We start from the raw sequence: 15891 nt of genomic DNA on the forward strand, positions 1-15891 counted from the left end.
AAGTTAGTTAATTTTGCGACTTGACAGGATTCATCAGCATCATGAGCAAGGACACAGCAAGATTGGATATAAACGGATCGATCCGGTATTTTTTATCGACAGCAGGCCAGGCGCCGCAAAGCTTTGGCATTGACAAGTACGGGGAGCTGCCCCCCTCACACGATTTCGCCATACTGAGCAACGAAGGCGGCGTGAAAAGCAGCCAACCCATCAGGACAGATCATTTCGCACTGATACTGTGCATACGGGGGCACTGCTCCAAAACAGTGGGGCCGCATACTTTCCAGGTAATACCGCAGTCCATACACATCGTTTCTCCCCGGGACCTTCACTCCTTTGAAAACGCATCCGACGACCTGCTGCTGTACATGATATTGTTCAGGGACGCCTTTATTGCCAATACCTTCATCAAGGAGCATATCCTGGATGCGCTGCTGGAGCTTCCTTCCGAGCATCCGCCTGTTTACCACCTGGATGACAACGAGTTTAAGGTGATACGGGGGCTGTTTAAAAAGATAGCGCAGGAATACCAGCGCGCGCACCTGTTTTACCTGCAGGTAGTACGGCTGCTGGTGGTGGAGCTGCTCTTCGAGGTCAACCGCAGCCATGAAAGGGCCCTGCAGCAGACCGTGGGACGCACGGGACGTAAGTTCCAGTTGGTGGCCGCCTTTAAAAAGCTGGTGGAGGAACATTTTCACACCGTGCGCACCGTACAGCAGTATGCAGACATGCTGCATGTTTCCGCCAACCACCTGGGCGAGCAGGTAAAAGAGGAAACGGGAGAGAACGCGCTGACCATCATCCACAAGCGCATTTTCCTGGAGGCGCAGTACCTGCTGCGCACCTCCTCCTGCAGCATCAAGGAAATTGCGGAGCAGCTCAGCTTTGACACCAGCTCCCACTTCAGCCGTTTTTTCAAGCACTTTGCGGGCCTCAGCCCTTCCGCCTATAAAGCGGATAACAAGTAATGCGCCCCGGGAAAAAGCATACCGTAAAATTGGTCCTTTAAACCAGCTTATTGGCGTTGATGACGCGCTTGTCCGGCACTAATTTTGTACAATCTGATCCAAGCAGCTACAAAAAGAAAAAGACAGACAGATAAGTAAGCATTAAAACCAATAGACGATGAAAAAGACAATTAAGACAGGCATGCTGGGACTAGCGCTGTTAACGGGAGTTGCATTCACCACGCAAGCCCAAACCACGGACCACCCATCTTCCAATGACAAAGACGGCCGGTGCCCGGCCATTCTTTTAAGCGTAGGGCCCGAAGCCAATTTACCCCTGGGCGATTTCAAGGACGTATATGACTGGAGCATCGGCGGCTCTGTACAGGGCGACTTCGCGATCCTGAAGAGAGACCTGTACGCCACGGTAAATGCCGGCTACGCCAATTTTTTTGCCAAGGATGATGTGATGGGCATTTCTCCCAATGACCTGCAGATCATTCCCGTGAAGGCCGGTTTAAAGTATTACCCGGTCAGCAATTTTTATGTACAGGCACAGGCTGGCGCCGCCTTTCTTGCCAACAAGAGCGATGTAGGGGCTGACAAATCTGCCGTGTTTGCGTACACGCCGCAGGTGGGCTACCTGTTTCACCTGGGCAATGGCAGCCACCTGGATGCCGGTATCAAGTTTGAGGGCTATTCCAAATTTGCCGACGGCGGGAAATCCAATAATTTCCTGGGGCTGCGGGTAGCCTATGCATTTGGACTATAACAGGTTAAGGGAATAACCAGCAACACCGCCCCCGGCCATGCCGGGGGTTTTTAGTAAAAATTGGACATAAAAAGTTGGTAATTTCCAAACAATAGCTATCTTTGCAATCCCAACAAAAACAGGGCTTAGTAATTGTGCAGTAATGAGTTGGGATGGTTCTTTTTAAATTATTCCCGCGGAAGTAGCTCATTTGGTAGAGCACGACCTTGCCAAGGTCGGGGTGGCCGGTTCGAGCCCGGTCTTCCGCTCATAGTGAAGGTTCCAAACCGTACTGCGGTTTGGAATTTTTGTTTAAAGTTCTTCCGGAATCGGTTATCTTTAGCAGGTTTCGGGGTACACCCGGGTGGTGGAACTGGTAGACACGCGGGACTTAAAATCCCGTGCCCAGCAATGGGCGTGTGGGTTCAACTCCCATCCCGGGTACAGATGTAAAAGAGGGTGTCTCAAAAAGAGGCGCCCTTTTTAGTTATATGGCGCTGAAGTGTGGCTATTTTCAAATAATTTAAGATACGCTTCAAAAACGGAAATACGATTCCGTTTAAACCCTGTCCTTTCCCTTCAGAATATTCAATTTTTCAAACTCTTTTATTAACCGGTGTACAGTGGAAATATCGACATCAGGAGCACCTGCCACCTCGGCCATATCAACGATTGGTTTGCTATAGAGATTTCTCCAGATCATTCATCAAAACTGGCAAATCCTCATGATGAAGAGAAATGAATGTAGCTTATATGTTCCTCTTACACCCTGTAATAGATTTTATGAGTTTCTTTTAGTAGCCGGTTATAGGTGTGTTTACAGGATTCCATCTTCTCCCGTCAGATATTATTTGGATACAGGCGTAAATGTTTCCATGGTCACGGAACGGTCCCGCAGCACTAACGTATCGGTGGATGCCACGTGCATGTCAGGCAGGCTCACTTCATAACTTAGATAAATGGCGTCACGGTCTTCGTTACCCCAGCTTTTCTTTTCGCCCTTTTTTACAAATGCACCACTCCCCTGCGCCGTAAAATTGCCCGTGGCTGCAGATACGGTGCATTTACCGGCATCATCAAAACGAAGCAGCAAAGTGCAGTTGATATTCCTCCCATCCTTATCCTTGAATACAACGGGGAACTCAACTTCGCTCATGGAGCGCGTGTGCAGCTTGTTCACCTCATCGTTCTCAACAAATGGCTGATGCCTTACAATGGCCTGGTTAACGCTGCCTGTTACGATATCTTTTCCCCGGCGCAGGTAATTGCCATGCCAGGGATTAACATATTTAACGGCATACAGGATGAAGTCCTTCCCGGAAAGAATGGAGTCCGCATTTGTAACGCCGGTGATCCGTAATGGAATGACGTAGGTGTTCCTGATCGCTCCGGGGTCAGCAAAAAATGCGTCCGCCAGTTGCACCTCAACCCCGCCGGCCAGGCTGCCTTCCGGGATAACGATCCTGTTTGCGGCAAGCGAGTAATAATGAGGGGGCATGGCAATAATTTCATCCTTGCCAACACCGAATAATAATCCATTCCCCAGTAAAGAATTGTCCACGGCTACCTCAACGCTCACATCTTTTTTGCTATGGTAAACGCCCCCGGTGGTGGCCATGATCCGGCATTTATGCTGGTTATCTAGCTGCGTATCAAAAATATCCTCACCCAGCGTAATGGTCCTGACGGGGTATTGATAGGCAAAGTAAACGGTCTGGTATTCATAATCCGGGAAATCCCGGCTTTTATTGCAGGATGCAAACACAATCAGTAACACTATTGGTATTAGAATACACTTCTTCATTTGTTCAATAATTTTATAGTAAAGATTTACTGCCAGCCTCTATTTTGCTGTAAGGCGCCATATTTCAGCTTTTCCATGTAAGGTATAGGGCCATAGGTCATATAATCCTGGTACACCCTGTCCTCTACGGGAATGACTGAATGATTGCCATTCCGGATGCGCACGCCCATTGCCGGTTCATTCAGCCGGGCCTTCCACCGCCGCAGGTCCCAAAAGCGGAACCCTTCGAAGCACAGCTCCAGGCGGCGCTCATTTCTTACCAGGTCTCTCATGGCTTCCTTGCTGGCTTTTGCGGCTTCCAGGTATGGGTCGCCGTTCGTGCTTCCCACTCCTGCCCTGTTGCGGATAGCCTTAATCACGTCATACGCGGAAAAACTGTTCTCTCCCCTGCCGGTGGGGCCCCAGGCTTCATTGGCAGCTTCTGCATAGATGAGGAATATCTCCGTGTACCTGATATGCGGCTTGTAATGCCTTTGATTGTTGGCTGATGTAGGATTGAGGTTCACATCCTGGCGGAGCAGCTTGCGCAGGTAGTACCCCGTTCGCGTAGATGTTTCCACCTTGTTCAGCGCATCATTGGTGGGGCCGTCTGCAGCGGTATTAATGACGGTATTGTTAGGCCCCGCAGTCCCCCCGTTCACCAGTACAAATAGCTTCAGGCGGGGGTCCCTGCCTGCATAAGGCGCAGCGGGATCATAGCCGCTGGCAGGGTCTGAAATGGGAAGCCCGTTTGCCATCGGGAAGGCGTTCACCAGGTTCTGCGTAGGATTAATACGGCCGTTCCCGAAAAGTGTAGGCGGAAAATTTGCCTGCTCCAGGTCCCTGTTATCCCCGTAGTTGTTTCTCCACAATATTTCCGGGGGATTAGCGCCGTCTGCCAGCCCTGCAATTTCGGCAGCGCTTGAATACCATGTCAGCCCGTTGGCAGCCAGCGCGCCCAGGCCTCCTTTAAGATTCAGCACTTCAGCGGCATAGTTGGCGGCGTTTGCCCAGGCGGCGCCGTTCCCCGTTCCATAAGCCGGGCTGGCGGCCAGCAAAGCTGCCTTTGCCTTGATCGCTTTTGCTATACGGGCTGTGAACAAACCCCTGAAAGCCGCGCCGAATACCCGGTTGTATTGTTCCGCAGTGATCGATCCGTATTTGGGAGGTATCTGCGCGGCGCTGATGTTCTCATAGTCCAGCGGCAGCAGCGCCACTGCAGTGTCCAGGTCTTTATAAACCTGTTTAATGCACTCTTCAAACGTAGCCCTGGGCTTGTTGAAGTCCGCATTGGCGTCCTGGGGCTCAAGCAGGATGGGCACCCCCAGCAGTGATCCGCTTTCCGCCACTCCCGCATGCGCCTGCAGCAGGTAATACAGGAACATTCCCCTAAGGCCGTAGGCTTCCCCTTTAATACGGGTAGCAAACAATTTGCTGATGGCTTCATCCGCGGCCCACCTTACCTTGTCAACCTCCGCCAGCGTAATGTTCAGGTATTGAATGGCAGCATAGCTGTTTGTCCACTGGCTCAGGGGATCATTACTGGATGTCCATTGTCCCAATGCCATTTTTAAAAAAACGTTGGTCTGGTCATTGGTGACGGCATCATCCGTGGCCACATCGCTGAATGACCAGGAGTTGGTAGGAATGCGCGTATACCCGTTCAGCAGGATGCCGTACGGGAACCTGGCATCGCTGGGGTGGTATGCGTCAGGGTCCAGTTGGCGGTTGTTCTCCATGGCCGGGTCAATGAGGTCTTTACAACCGGACAGTATAAAGACAGCAGCCAGGAGCGTTAATATTACCTTATTCATTTTCTCTTTTTTTTAAAATAAAGCCCTTACACCCAGGTTATAGAAACGGGTTTGCGGGGCACTTCCAATGTTCAGTTCCATTATTTCCCGTTCGGCTGACATGGTCAGCAAGTTAGCGCCGCTGACGTAAATACCCAGCTCACGGACAAAAGCGCTGCGCTTAACAAACCGGCCCAGGTCATATGACAACTGGACCTTTGCCAGGTCAAAGCGGTTGGTGCTATACAGCCAGAAATCCGAAGAGCGGAAGTTATTGTCACTGTTGAAAGTTGTCAGCCTGGGGTATTTAGCGGTGTTCTTCGTGGCTGCCGTCCAGCGATCGCGGACAACAACCGAATACTTGTCTTCGCCATCCACCCAGAAATAGGCATTGTTCTTCATTGCATAAGCGCCAAAGCGGCCTGTTCCAAGGGCAAAGAACGAGAGGTCTTTCCATTTTGCCGACAGGTGAACGCCCAGCGTCAAAGGAGCGCCAGACCAGCCGCCTCTTCCCAGGTAAATTTCGTCCCTGTTATCGATAACACCATCCCCGTTCTGGTCCTTATACTTGATATCCCCAGGCTTAACCTGGCCAAAGGATTGTAACGGCGAGCCCTCAACATCCGCCTGGTCCCTGAAAAAACCCTGGCTTTGCAGCCCCCAGATGGCATCCAGCGGTTTTCCCTGCCGGCGCTGATAGCTATCTTCGTATATTTCTGCCCGTTTTGACGCTTTGGTTTTGTAATAGGTTCCGGTTATCCCCAATGTCCAGCCGACTTTCCCGATATGGCTGTTCATGGTTATGCCGAGATCAAAACCGGCGCGCCTGTCGTTATTATAATTTACATAAGGAATAAAGGAAGATACCGGCCAGCCGGTAGTAAAATAGGATGGGAACAAAACAGCCGCCTGGATGATATTGCCGCTCACCTCATTTACAAAGGCGGTAGCGTTCACCTTCAGCAGCTTATTGAAGAATGCTCCTTCAACACCAACGTTTACCTCTTTTCTTTTAGGGAAGGTCATGTTGGGATTGTCTCCCCGCCGGGATTCCGTAGACTGGATACCGCTGCCGTCTTTCCATCCATACCATGAGCCCTGGCCCGTATAAAAGCCCTGGTACAGGTAATAATCCGTTATGTCCAGGTCCGTATGCAATATACCTGCAGATGCGGTCAGCTTCAGCTCATCAACGGCCGCAACATTCGACAGGAAGGGCTCTTCACTGAGCCTCCATGCCAGGGAAAGCGTGGGCGAAAAAGCCTGCCGGTTGCCTTCAGGCAGCCTGGCGGAATGTATGATGGCGCCGCTGAAATCCACATAATATTTATTCCTGAAATTATACCCGAGCTGAAGGCCCAGGTTGGCGTTGCTGGTTTTATGGTAAAGAGCTGATTCAGACTGCTGGAACCCGTTCACTATCAGCATGGCTGAAATGCGGTGCAGGCTGCCTATTGTATTTACATAATTGAACTGCCCGGAAGCGGCAATGGTTTGCCGGTACCAACTGTTGCTTACGTTCTGTACGCCGGAAGCGGCATCCTGCCCGTACTTTGTAAGGCTGCTGATAATATCCGCCCCGGGATCACTGTTCCAGGCGGGCTCATATACCGCGTAGGTATTGTTGTACGAAAGGTTGTAAGAGGTGGAATAATCCACCGCCAGCGAAGAACGGAATGTGAGCCCTTTCAACACATTCCGCAAATCCGCGCCAACACCGGTATTGAACTGGAACTGCCGGCTGGTGTAACGGTTATAGCCGCCGGCGTAGATGGCTGCAAAAGGATTGGTCTGGTCCAGTTGGGAGCCGCCCAGCAGGTATTTCCCATCAATAATATGATTGCTGTTCTTTACCAGCAACTGTGAAGCCTCATCATCCCCCTCAATCATGCCCAGGGGAATCAGCGGCGAAAACCGGTTCGGGCGCAGTGTAGCGGCGCTGCCCCAGTAGTCCGTATTCACTCCGCGGCCGGTATAGAAGATGGCCGTGGCATCCACGTTGCAGGTGATATAGTCGTTCAGGTTAATATCGATATTACCACGGATGTTAAAACGCCCTGACCTGTCATTCCTTTTGGCTTCACCAAAGTTCAGCAGCGAGCCTGCTGTCCAATAGCCTATATTGGTGTAGTAACGGGCTTTCTCATTGCCCCCGGATATTTCAGCGGTGGCATCATAGCGGTTGTACATTTTCCTGAGGTATTCCCGGGAGTAATAATCCACATTGGGATAGCGGTAAGGATTTTCCCCGGAGGCGTGGTTATAAATGGTCTCATCGCTGTACAATGCTGTGAGCCCGTCATTGAGCCGGGCTTCATTGTAGAGCGTCATATATTCCGCGGAGCCCAGGTACTCTGGAAAGCGCTTAGGCACATTCACACCGGTGTTCACCCTTACATTCATCCTGGTATTGCCGGCCCGCCCTCTTTTGGTGGTCACATATATAACGCCCTTGGCCGCCCTGCTGCCGTACAGCGCCACAGCCCCCACTCCTTTCAGGAAGGATATCTGCGCTATTTCCGTAGGCATCACGTTCCCTATTTCGCGGGGAACGCCATCCACCAGCAGCAGGTAACCGCCCATTCCCCAAAGGCTGTTGCCATTGTAACCGGGAGCCAGGGCTTCCATGCCATCCAGGCTGTTGGTAATATAGTTCTCCTTCATGAGCTCCGCTACATTTACCGCAGACACTCCTCCAGGCAGCTCTTTCTCATCCACCTTACGGAAGGCCACCTGCACATCCATATCGTTCCCTGCGGTGTCCTGCGCGTGCAGTTCCCTTTGCCCAAGGCACACTATCGCACATAACAGTATTGCTATTTTTATGTATCTCATTATTATCACTTTTTATATGGATGTTGATGTTACCAGCCCGGGTTCTGGGGAAACTCCAGGTACATATTGGCGTCTGCATTTTTCAAAGGCAGCCAGTAATGTTTCTGTGAGAACTTGCGCTCCAGGATGACCGTCTCGCGGAGGTTGTTCACCCTGTTGGCCGTAGGATCAACAGTATTGAATGTGCCTGCACGGTCAAACTCAACGGACTTCTTCAGGGTATAAGGGCTTTCAATCAATAACAGCCAGCGGCGGAGGTCATTGAAACGGTGCCCTTCAAACGCCAGCTCTACCGCGCGCTCGCGCCTTACCTCGCTCATAAAGGCATCCAGGGAGCCAAGGAACCGGGCCGCCACATGACCAACACCGGCCCGGTCGCGGATAAGGTTGATGGCATCCACCGCGGTCTTCCCATAGGCCGGCGATTTACCGGTAGCAGCACCATACCCCTGTGCGGCAGCTTCCGCATACATCAGGTACACATCCGCCAGGCGCATATAAGGCAGGTGAATATTCAGGCTTTTATCATAGCTATAGCCATTGTCATATTTATTAGCCGTTCTCGGGATGAATTTATACAACAGGTAGCCCGTGCGACTTCCCGTGCTGATATCGCGGTAGCTGCCGCCGGTATAAAGGTTGGCGTAACGGTTGGCTTCATCAGTGGTGGCGCCCTGCACGCATTTCACGCCGTCAAACACGATATCGTTGTAGAAGCGCGGGTCCCGGCCTTTCCAGGGATAGGCGGGATCATAGCCGGATTCCGCATCCGCTTTCGTAATATCCGGGATAGGCAACCCGTTTGCCATGCCATAGTAGTCAACATAATTGGCCGTGGGCAGGAACTTCACATCGCCGCCTTCCAGCACCGGCGCCGGCTGGTATTGCTTGCTGGTTCCCCAGTTGGAGCCGTTTGCACCATAATATGGCCCGCGGAAAATAGCTTCAGTGCCGCCCGGTATCGCCCAGTTCTGGCCACTGGTATAAAAATTAGTATAGTACCTTGAAAATTCCACCAGGCTATAGGGCGCTTCCCCGCTTTCACACAACTGCAGCAATTCCGCAAAGGCATCGGCGGCCTTCTTGCAATACTCGGTATTGTAGGATCTGCTTCCGGTGGATACATAGTTCATCAGGGGGCTGCCTGCCCACAGGTAATTCTTGCCCAGGTACCCCAGCGCCATGATCTTGTTGATGCGCAACTGGTTCTTGCCCAGTGTTCTTTTGCCTGCGGTGGTATTGTCCCAGTTTGCCGGCAGCAGGTTAGCCGCCTCCCGGAAATCCTGCGCAGCTTTGTCCGCACACTCATGGTAACCGAGACGCGGCAATGTCAGCTTCTGGTCTCCCGGGAGCACGTGGTCAATATAGGGAAGGCCGCCGAAGAACTGCATGAACATAAAGTGGAACCAGCCCCTGAAGAACAGCAACTGTCCTTTGACAAGGTCCTTTTCCTCCTGGGTGGCATCGGTTAATTTGTCCATGTTCTCCAGCCCCAGGTTGGCTTTCCTGATACCGTACCAGCCCAGCTTCCACAGTGATTTCGCAAACCGGTCATCGTTGGTGGAAGTGTTGTTCCTGTCCATCCAGCCGGCCTGCCAGCCGTCAAACTGTGATTGCCATCCCCAGAAATCACCATTGTCGATCTTTACTATAAAATGGAAATCGCGGGCGGTAGATTGTATCTCATCCTCCCCCCAGTTCCAGGAGTTGGTCCAGTAAGCATTCGTGAAATCAGGGATGCAGTGGTACAGCTCTTCCGTGAAGCCCTGGAAATTGGTGAAGTTCTTGAAAGCTTCTTCTTCAGATACAATGGATTCGGCCGCCCTGTCAAGATACTTTTTACAGGATACCAGTCTTGCCGCAATTGAGATCACTATAGTGACGAGTAAAATTCTTACATACATTTTCATGGTAAACAGCTTAGAAAGTAATGTTAGCGCCCAGGTTATAACGTTTCACTGTGGGGTACGCGCCCTGCGAAGCCCAGCCGGTGCCCGCGAAGTTGGATTCCCTGTCGTCCGGCATCTTTGTCCAGGTGTAAAGGTTATTCCCGTTCAGGTAAATCCGCAGCCCGGCAAGCCCCAGGCTTTTAATGAACCTGCCGTCGAACGAATAGGCGATCTCCGCGTTCTTCAGGCGTATGTATGAACCGTCATACATATATTGGGTTCCCCTGTAATAGCCTGCCGGGGTGGAAAGCCAGCGCAGCATGGGCACCATGTCGCCGGTGTTGTCCTTTGTCCAGTAAGCGCCTTCGTCATATACTACATGGCTTTGAGAAGACAGGCTGTTGAACACCACCTGGCGGGTGGCATTGTTCACGCCGTAAAACTGTACGAAAACGCCGAGGCCTTTCCAATCAATGCCGATGGTGGCATTGTAGGTATTTTGCGGCCATGAGGAATAGCCGTAGGGAATGTTGTCCTGCGCGTCAATCACGCCGTCCCCGTTATAATCCACGATGTGATAGTTGCCCGGCAGCTTCTGGTTGTCATTGGTATTGTGCATGGTGCTGCCATACAACTCATCCCAGGTATTGTAATAGCCCTGGCTTACATAAGAATAGGTCTGGCCGATCTCCTTTCCTTCCGTTTTCTGGTATTCAGGCAGCAGGGTGGGATTATCCGCATCAATTATTTTGTTCTGGGAATGGGTCATATTAAGGTCTGCCCAGAGGCGGATCTTGTTTTTGAACGTATAGTTGAAGTGCAGCTCAAGCTCATATCCTTTTGACTGTACCCTGCCCAGGTTAGCCACAGGAGCGGTTGTGCCGTAGTAAGAGGGAATGGCCCTGCTGCCGCCTGCCAGCAGTATTTCGCTGCGGTTATCACGGAAAAAGTCCGCCTTACCGGTAATCATCCCTTCCAGGAAACCGAAATCAATGCCCAGGTTGGCTTTCTCCACTTTCTCCCAGTGAATGTCCGGGTTTCCTACCGCGGTCTCTGTGTACCATGTGTAAGGGCTTTGCTCCGCGCCTTCCCCTGTTACGCCCAGCCTGGCCCTGCCGCCATAGGCCCACTGCGACATATACAACCACCTGCCGCTGATATTATCATCCCCTATCTGGCCGTAGGAAGCGCGTATCTTCAACAGGTCCAGGAAGCTGAGCCCCTGCATGAATTTCTCTTTGGACACTATCCATCCGACCCCGCCTGATGAAAAGAAGGCGAAACGGTGCTCCGGGCTGAATTTCTCCGAACCATTATAAGCCCCGTTGTATTCCACCATGTATTTACCGGCATAGTTATAAGTGGTTCGGAACACCCAGTCTTCGCGGTAGTTGGGTATCTCGCTGCCGCTGGCGCTCTCGTTCCGGTTAAAAAGCCCCATGGCTGTAACATTGTGCTTACTGCCCAGGGTAACGGCGTAATTGAGCTGCGCCTGGTAGAACAGCCTGCGCTGGTTGGCCGTTACCGCTCCCGCTGCGGGCGACCATTTGATGCCTTCCTGGAAATCAAAATTGGTAACGCCGTCATACGCCTGTTTGTAAATAACCATTCCTGTTCCGGGGTCAATCCACTTACGTTGGGTATCATTATACAGGTCGTTGATTCCCCTGTCGCTTTCCACGAATGTGTTGTCCAGGGAAACTGTGCCGCTGAACTTCAGCCCCCTGACCAGCATGTCCAGGTCCTGGTCAATGGTAAAGTCCGTGGTGATCCTTGCGGTGGTCTGGTATTGTATGCCGCCGATGGCCAGGCTCCTGGCGGAGTTTTCCGCCCTTCCTTCGCTGGGCGCATAATATCCCCAGGAACCGTCGGAATAAACCGGCAGGAAAACGTCCGGCGCCGTAGTGTAAGCATCTATCCAGGGCCCGTACTGCGAGCCGGAAAATCCCCAAGGGCTTTTTCTTACGCCATATGAGCCGAAAAGGTTGGTTTTAAAAAGCGTGGAGGGCGTTAACTGGAAGTCCAGGTTGCTCCGTACGTTCAAGCGCTTGAAGCCGAAGCCGGGCTTATACCCCCTGTTATTGTCATATACTTTGAACAGGTCTCCTTCATGGAGGAAATCCGCGCTGGTGAAATATTTAACTGTCCTGGTGCCGCCGCTGATATTAATGTTGGCGTTGTGCGACATTGCATAGTCCTTAAACAGCGCCTTTGCCCAGTCAACGTTCGGGTAACGCTCTGCTTCTTCCAGGCTGGCAGGATAACGGTATTTGTCCAGGATTGCCTGGGGGAGATACTCGTTCCAGCTTTCCGGCTTCAGGGCCAGCTCATACTCAATGGCTTTATTACGGATGCGCAGCGCATCATAAGCATCGTACTTGCCGGGCAACCGGGAGGGAACTTTAACAATAGTGTTCACCGTTCCCCTGATAGATGCCTTTCCTGTCCGTCCTCTTTTGGTGGTGATGAGGATAACCCCGTTTGCCCCTCTTACCCCGAACACCGCCGTGGCAGAGGCGTCTTTCAGGACTGATATAGATTCCACAGAACCGATGTCAATGCTGGTCATGGGCCGTTCCACCCCATCAACAAGGATCAGCGGGTCAGCATTATTCCAGGTGCTGCGCCCCCTGATGATGATCCGCGGATCTTCTTCCCCGGGCAAACCAGTACTGGCCGCAGTGATCAGGCCGGGCACGTTACCTGTTAATGCAGCGCCAACACTGGAAACGCCGCCGGCGCGTTCCAGCACGGCGCCGTTCACCTGGGCCACCGCGGCTACCACGCTTTCCCTTTTCTGCTTCCCGTAGCCCACAATTACAACGTCATTTATCGATACCGTCACGGGCAGCAACTGGATGGAAACAGGGCTTTGCCTGCCCGATAGCGGAAGCTCCGCCGGCGCGTATCCTACATAGGTAACCAGCAGCACCGCTGTACTGTTCGTGACAGTGATAGTGAAAGAGCCATCGCTTTTTGTAATGGCAGAATTGCCGGCGCCTTTCTCCACCACCGTTGCCCCGGCAAGCGGTTCCCCTTTCTCATTGATAACTTTTCCTTTTACCGTTTCCGCCAAAGGGCCGGACACCTCCCTGTCTGAAGCCAGTGGAACAATGGTTACCAGGTTGCTGTTGATCTTCCTGAAGGTCAACAGGGTGTTTTCAAGCGCTATGTCAAGCACTTCCTCCAGTGTAGCGTTCTTAACGCGCAGGCTTACCCGCTTGTCTTTCGGGAGGATCTCCTCCTTATACACAAAGCGGTATTTCCCCTGTTCCTCAATAGCTTTAAACACCCTGGCCAGGTCCACCTTATCCAGGGTAAGGCTGATAGTGTCCTGGGCATCAATGCCGGTAAAGGATTCAAGGAAAAGAAGGCTGGCTGACAGCAGCGCGCACCTGGCGGCGAAAGACCAGGCAAGCAGCAGTTTTTTTGTAACGTTTTTCATAATCTAGTCTAACGTGAAATGTTACTATTTACCCCCGGCGGCACAAAGCTCCGCCTGAAGGCACGTGGAAAATTTACATCTACCCTCTTGTATTTATGCTGTTATTGGTTGATAGTCACCTTATCTTCCTGTATAGTATAGTGGAATCCTCCTGTTAGTCGTAATGCCTCCAGTACTTCTTTCAATTTTTCGTTTTCGAACAGTCCTGTATATTTTGCTTCGTTCAGCCGGTCATCGGTAATGATTACACGCACACCATACCAGCGTTCAATCTTCCCGGCTATCTTGTCCAGTGTCTCCCTGTCAAACACCAGCCTGTTCTTCATCCAGGCGGTTTCTATATTATTGCTGCTATCCTTTCCCCAGTAGCGTATTTTGCCCAGTACAATCAGGGGGATTTCTTCATGCCCTTTTCCGCCTGCTGTAGTATAGGCCGTGCTGTTTACCGTGTTATTTACCAGTATTTTCTCCTTGGGCTTCAGGATAATTTTTTTAAGGGGGTCATTTCTCAATGTCACTTCAACTGCCCCGCTGACCAGTGAAGTTTCCGTTTCCTTCTCACTTTCATATGACCTGACATTGAAAGCCGTGCCCAGGACCCTCAGGTCAATGGCGCTTGTGTGAATAATGAATGGGCGGTCCTTATCTTTTGTTACATTAAAAAACGCTTCCCCGGACAGGTGCACTTCCCGGGTATTCCCCCGGAAATCGCCTATATAAGTCAGTCTGCTGTCAGCATTTAACCACACGCTGGAACCGTCCGGCAGCGTAATATTTTTTCTGGTGCCCGGCTTTGTGGCAACAGTATGACCGGCTGCATCCAACTTCGTATGTTCCTTACCGCTATAATAGTACTTCACCGCAGCACAGCAAAGCAGCACAGACGCCGCCACTGCGCCCAGGCGCAACAGCATCCTACGCCCTGACCGCCCTGCCACTGACGGTCTTAACATTACCACATCCTCCTGCTGTGCAGGGTCCTGCAAATGCGCCCTGAACCTTTCCAAATGCCTGTCAAGCGCTTCTTCCTTTTTTTCCACCAGGCCCGCATGCTTTTCATTCCACATGGCGCCAAGCATCTCCAAATGGGCCCGCAAACCGGGATCCTGCGCGATAAGATATTCAAGCTCCTCTAGTTCCCTGGCAGTGGCTTCCCCGCTTAATTTTAAACTGACTAATAACCAAAATCTTTGATCTCCCGGCATTTGAACAGGTGTCTGTTAATATAAGGACACAGCGGGCAATTAAAATGTACCAAAGACACTAAAAAAAAATTTAAAGCCGTCAGGAGGTGGAGAACCGGTCATGAAAATGCAGCAGGGACCTGTATTGGAGGGGTAATGCTTCTGAAATTTTCTTTATGGCGATGGCAAGCTGGTTACGGACAGTCAGCACGGATAAATTCAGGATACCGGCCACCTCCTTGTACTTCAGCCCGTCCTCCTTCACCAACTGGAAAATGATCCTGCACTGGGGCGGTAACTGGCAGACAGCCTGCCGGACCTTATTGATGATCTCATTGGAGATATAGATGTCTTCGGGGCTTTTGACCTCTATGATGGTTTCAACATCAATCTGGTCAAGCTGCACAAGCTGTTTCTTTGCCGTCCTGGCGTGATAATTAAGGGAGAGATTCTTAGTGATAACGTAGAGGTAAACTTTCAGGTTATCCACCTTCTCCAGCCCGCCCCTTACCTGCCATAGCTTTATAAAGGCATCGGACACTATTTCCTCCGCTGCTTCGCGGGATCTGACGACTGAGTAGGAAAACCTGTGCAGGCCGTTGAACAGAAGGAGATAAAGCTCACTGTATGCTTTGACATCTTCATACAAAGCAATGCGCAACTGTAATTCCTTTATGATACGCTCCTGCTGCATTGATTGGAGGTAGGGATTTTATGTGTTAATATTACAATTATTACAGTAAAAAACAAAAGTAATTGTATATCTCTTTAACCCTATTCTCCTTTTATCTTTAATACGGCATACTTTAAAGCGGCATAAATAGATTCTTTAGTTATATGCGGGTAAGCAGTAAGGATATGTGCCGCCCAGGGTCTTTATATATAAATATGATAAACGTTATTCGGGAATAAAATAGTAAATTAGGAAAGTATTTTGTTCACATAACGCAACCCGGTTATGTTCCTCAAAAACCATTTTTCACCCAAAAACCCAAGCATTATGAAAAAGAAAACGTCAAAATCCCTCAAGCTCACAAAAATCAAGATCGCGTCCCTTTCAAAGCCTCAACAAAATTATCGCCTCGCCACTGAAATTGATTGCTGGAGCGATCGCCGAACCTGCGCCTCCTGCGTGCTCACCTGCACAACGAATTTGTGTTAACCTGGTCTACACCCCAAGGCTGTTTCTATAAGAGATAGCCTTGGCTTGTCATTGCATATTGCCACTATTGCAGGCACAACCGTACTCTTTCAATAAATACAA

Annotated in this window: 10 protein-coding genes and 2 tRNA genes; 4 read left to right on the forward strand and 8 right to left on the reverse strand. The window is 51.0% G+C overall.

Annotated elements, in window-relative coordinates; genetic code table 11:
- Positions 1-20 precede the first annotated feature (20 nt).
- From LX66_RS23655 to LX66_RS23670, 4 genes are all read left to right on the forward strand, one after another.
- Positions 21-968: a helix-turn-helix domain-containing protein gene (locus tag LX66_RS23655; RefSeq protein WP_145718046.1), complete on the forward strand. Its 948-nt coding sequence runs from the start codon at positions 21-23 to the stop codon at positions 966-968.
- 157 nt (positions 969-1125) lie between these two features.
- Complete coding sequence (locus tag LX66_RS23660; RefSeq protein ID WP_145718048.1) at positions 1126-1719, forward strand: hypothetical protein; 594 nt, start codon at positions 1126-1128, stop codon at positions 1717-1719.
- A gap of 175 nt (positions 1720-1894) precedes the next feature.
- Positions 1895-1967 (forward strand) — tRNA-Gly (locus LX66_RS23665).
- Positions 1968-2056: 89 nt separating this feature from the next.
- Positions 2057-2142 (forward strand) — tRNA-Leu (locus LX66_RS23670).
- A gap of 403 nt (positions 2143-2545) precedes the next feature.
- Here the strand turns inward: LX66_RS23670 and LX66_RS23675 are convergent.
- The 8 genes from LX66_RS23675 to LX66_RS28675 all read right to left on the reverse strand — a co-directional run bounded on the left by LX66_RS23675 (position 2546) and on the right by LX66_RS28675 (position 15485).
- Positions 2546-3502: a DUF5627 domain-containing protein gene (locus tag LX66_RS23675; protein WP_145718049.1), complete on the reverse strand. Its 957-nt coding sequence runs from the start codon at positions 3500-3502 to the stop codon at positions 2546-2548.
- Between the two features lie 26 nt (positions 3503-3528).
- Positions 3529-5295 (reverse strand): RagB/SusD family nutrient uptake outer membrane protein, encoded by a 1767-nt coding sequence (locus LX66_RS23680; protein WP_145718051.1) that lies wholly within the window; start codon positions 5293-5295, stop codon positions 3529-3531.
- Between the two features lie 12 nt (positions 5296-5307).
- On the reverse strand, positions 5308-8109 hold the full coding sequence (locus tag LX66_RS23685) for a SusC/RagA family TonB-linked outer membrane protein (protein ID WP_145718053.1): 2802 nt from the start codon (positions 8107-8109) through the stop codon (positions 5308-5310).
- A 29-nt stretch (positions 8110-8138) separates the two neighbouring features.
- Complete coding sequence (locus tag LX66_RS23690) at positions 8139-10019, reverse strand: RagB/SusD family nutrient uptake outer membrane protein (RefSeq protein ID WP_145718055.1); 1881 nt, start codon at positions 10017-10019, stop codon at positions 8139-8141.
- Between the two features lie 10 nt (positions 10020-10029).
- Positions 10030-13443 carry a SusC/RagA family TonB-linked outer membrane protein gene (locus LX66_RS23695; RefSeq protein WP_145718057.1) on the reverse strand — a complete coding sequence of 1138 codons (3414 nt, stop codon included), beginning with the start codon at positions 13441-13443 and terminating at the stop codon, positions 10030-10032.
- 101 nt (positions 13444-13544) lie between these two features.
- Positions 13545-14510 carry a FecR family protein gene (locus LX66_RS23700; RefSeq protein ID WP_158642741.1) on the reverse strand — a complete coding sequence of 322 codons (966 nt, stop codon included), beginning with the start codon at positions 14508-14510 and terminating at the stop codon, positions 13545-13547.
- 217 nt (positions 14511-14727) lie between these two features.
- On the reverse strand, positions 14728-15321 hold the full coding sequence (locus tag LX66_RS23705; protein WP_145718061.1) for an RNA polymerase sigma-70 factor: 594 nt from the start codon (positions 15319-15321) through the stop codon (positions 14728-14730).
- 80 nt (positions 15322-15401) lie between these two features.
- Positions 15402-15485 carry a DUF433 domain-containing protein gene (locus LX66_RS28675; protein WP_145718376.1) on the reverse strand — a complete coding sequence of 28 codons (84 nt, stop codon included), beginning with the start codon at positions 15483-15485 and terminating at the stop codon, positions 15402-15404.
- Positions 15486-15891: the final 406 nt, after the last annotated feature.

Source organism: Chitinophaga japonensis, assembly GCF_007830125.1.
GTDB classification, from domain to species: domain Bacteria; phylum Bacteroidota; class Bacteroidia; order Chitinophagales; family Chitinophagaceae; genus Chitinophaga; species Chitinophaga japonensis.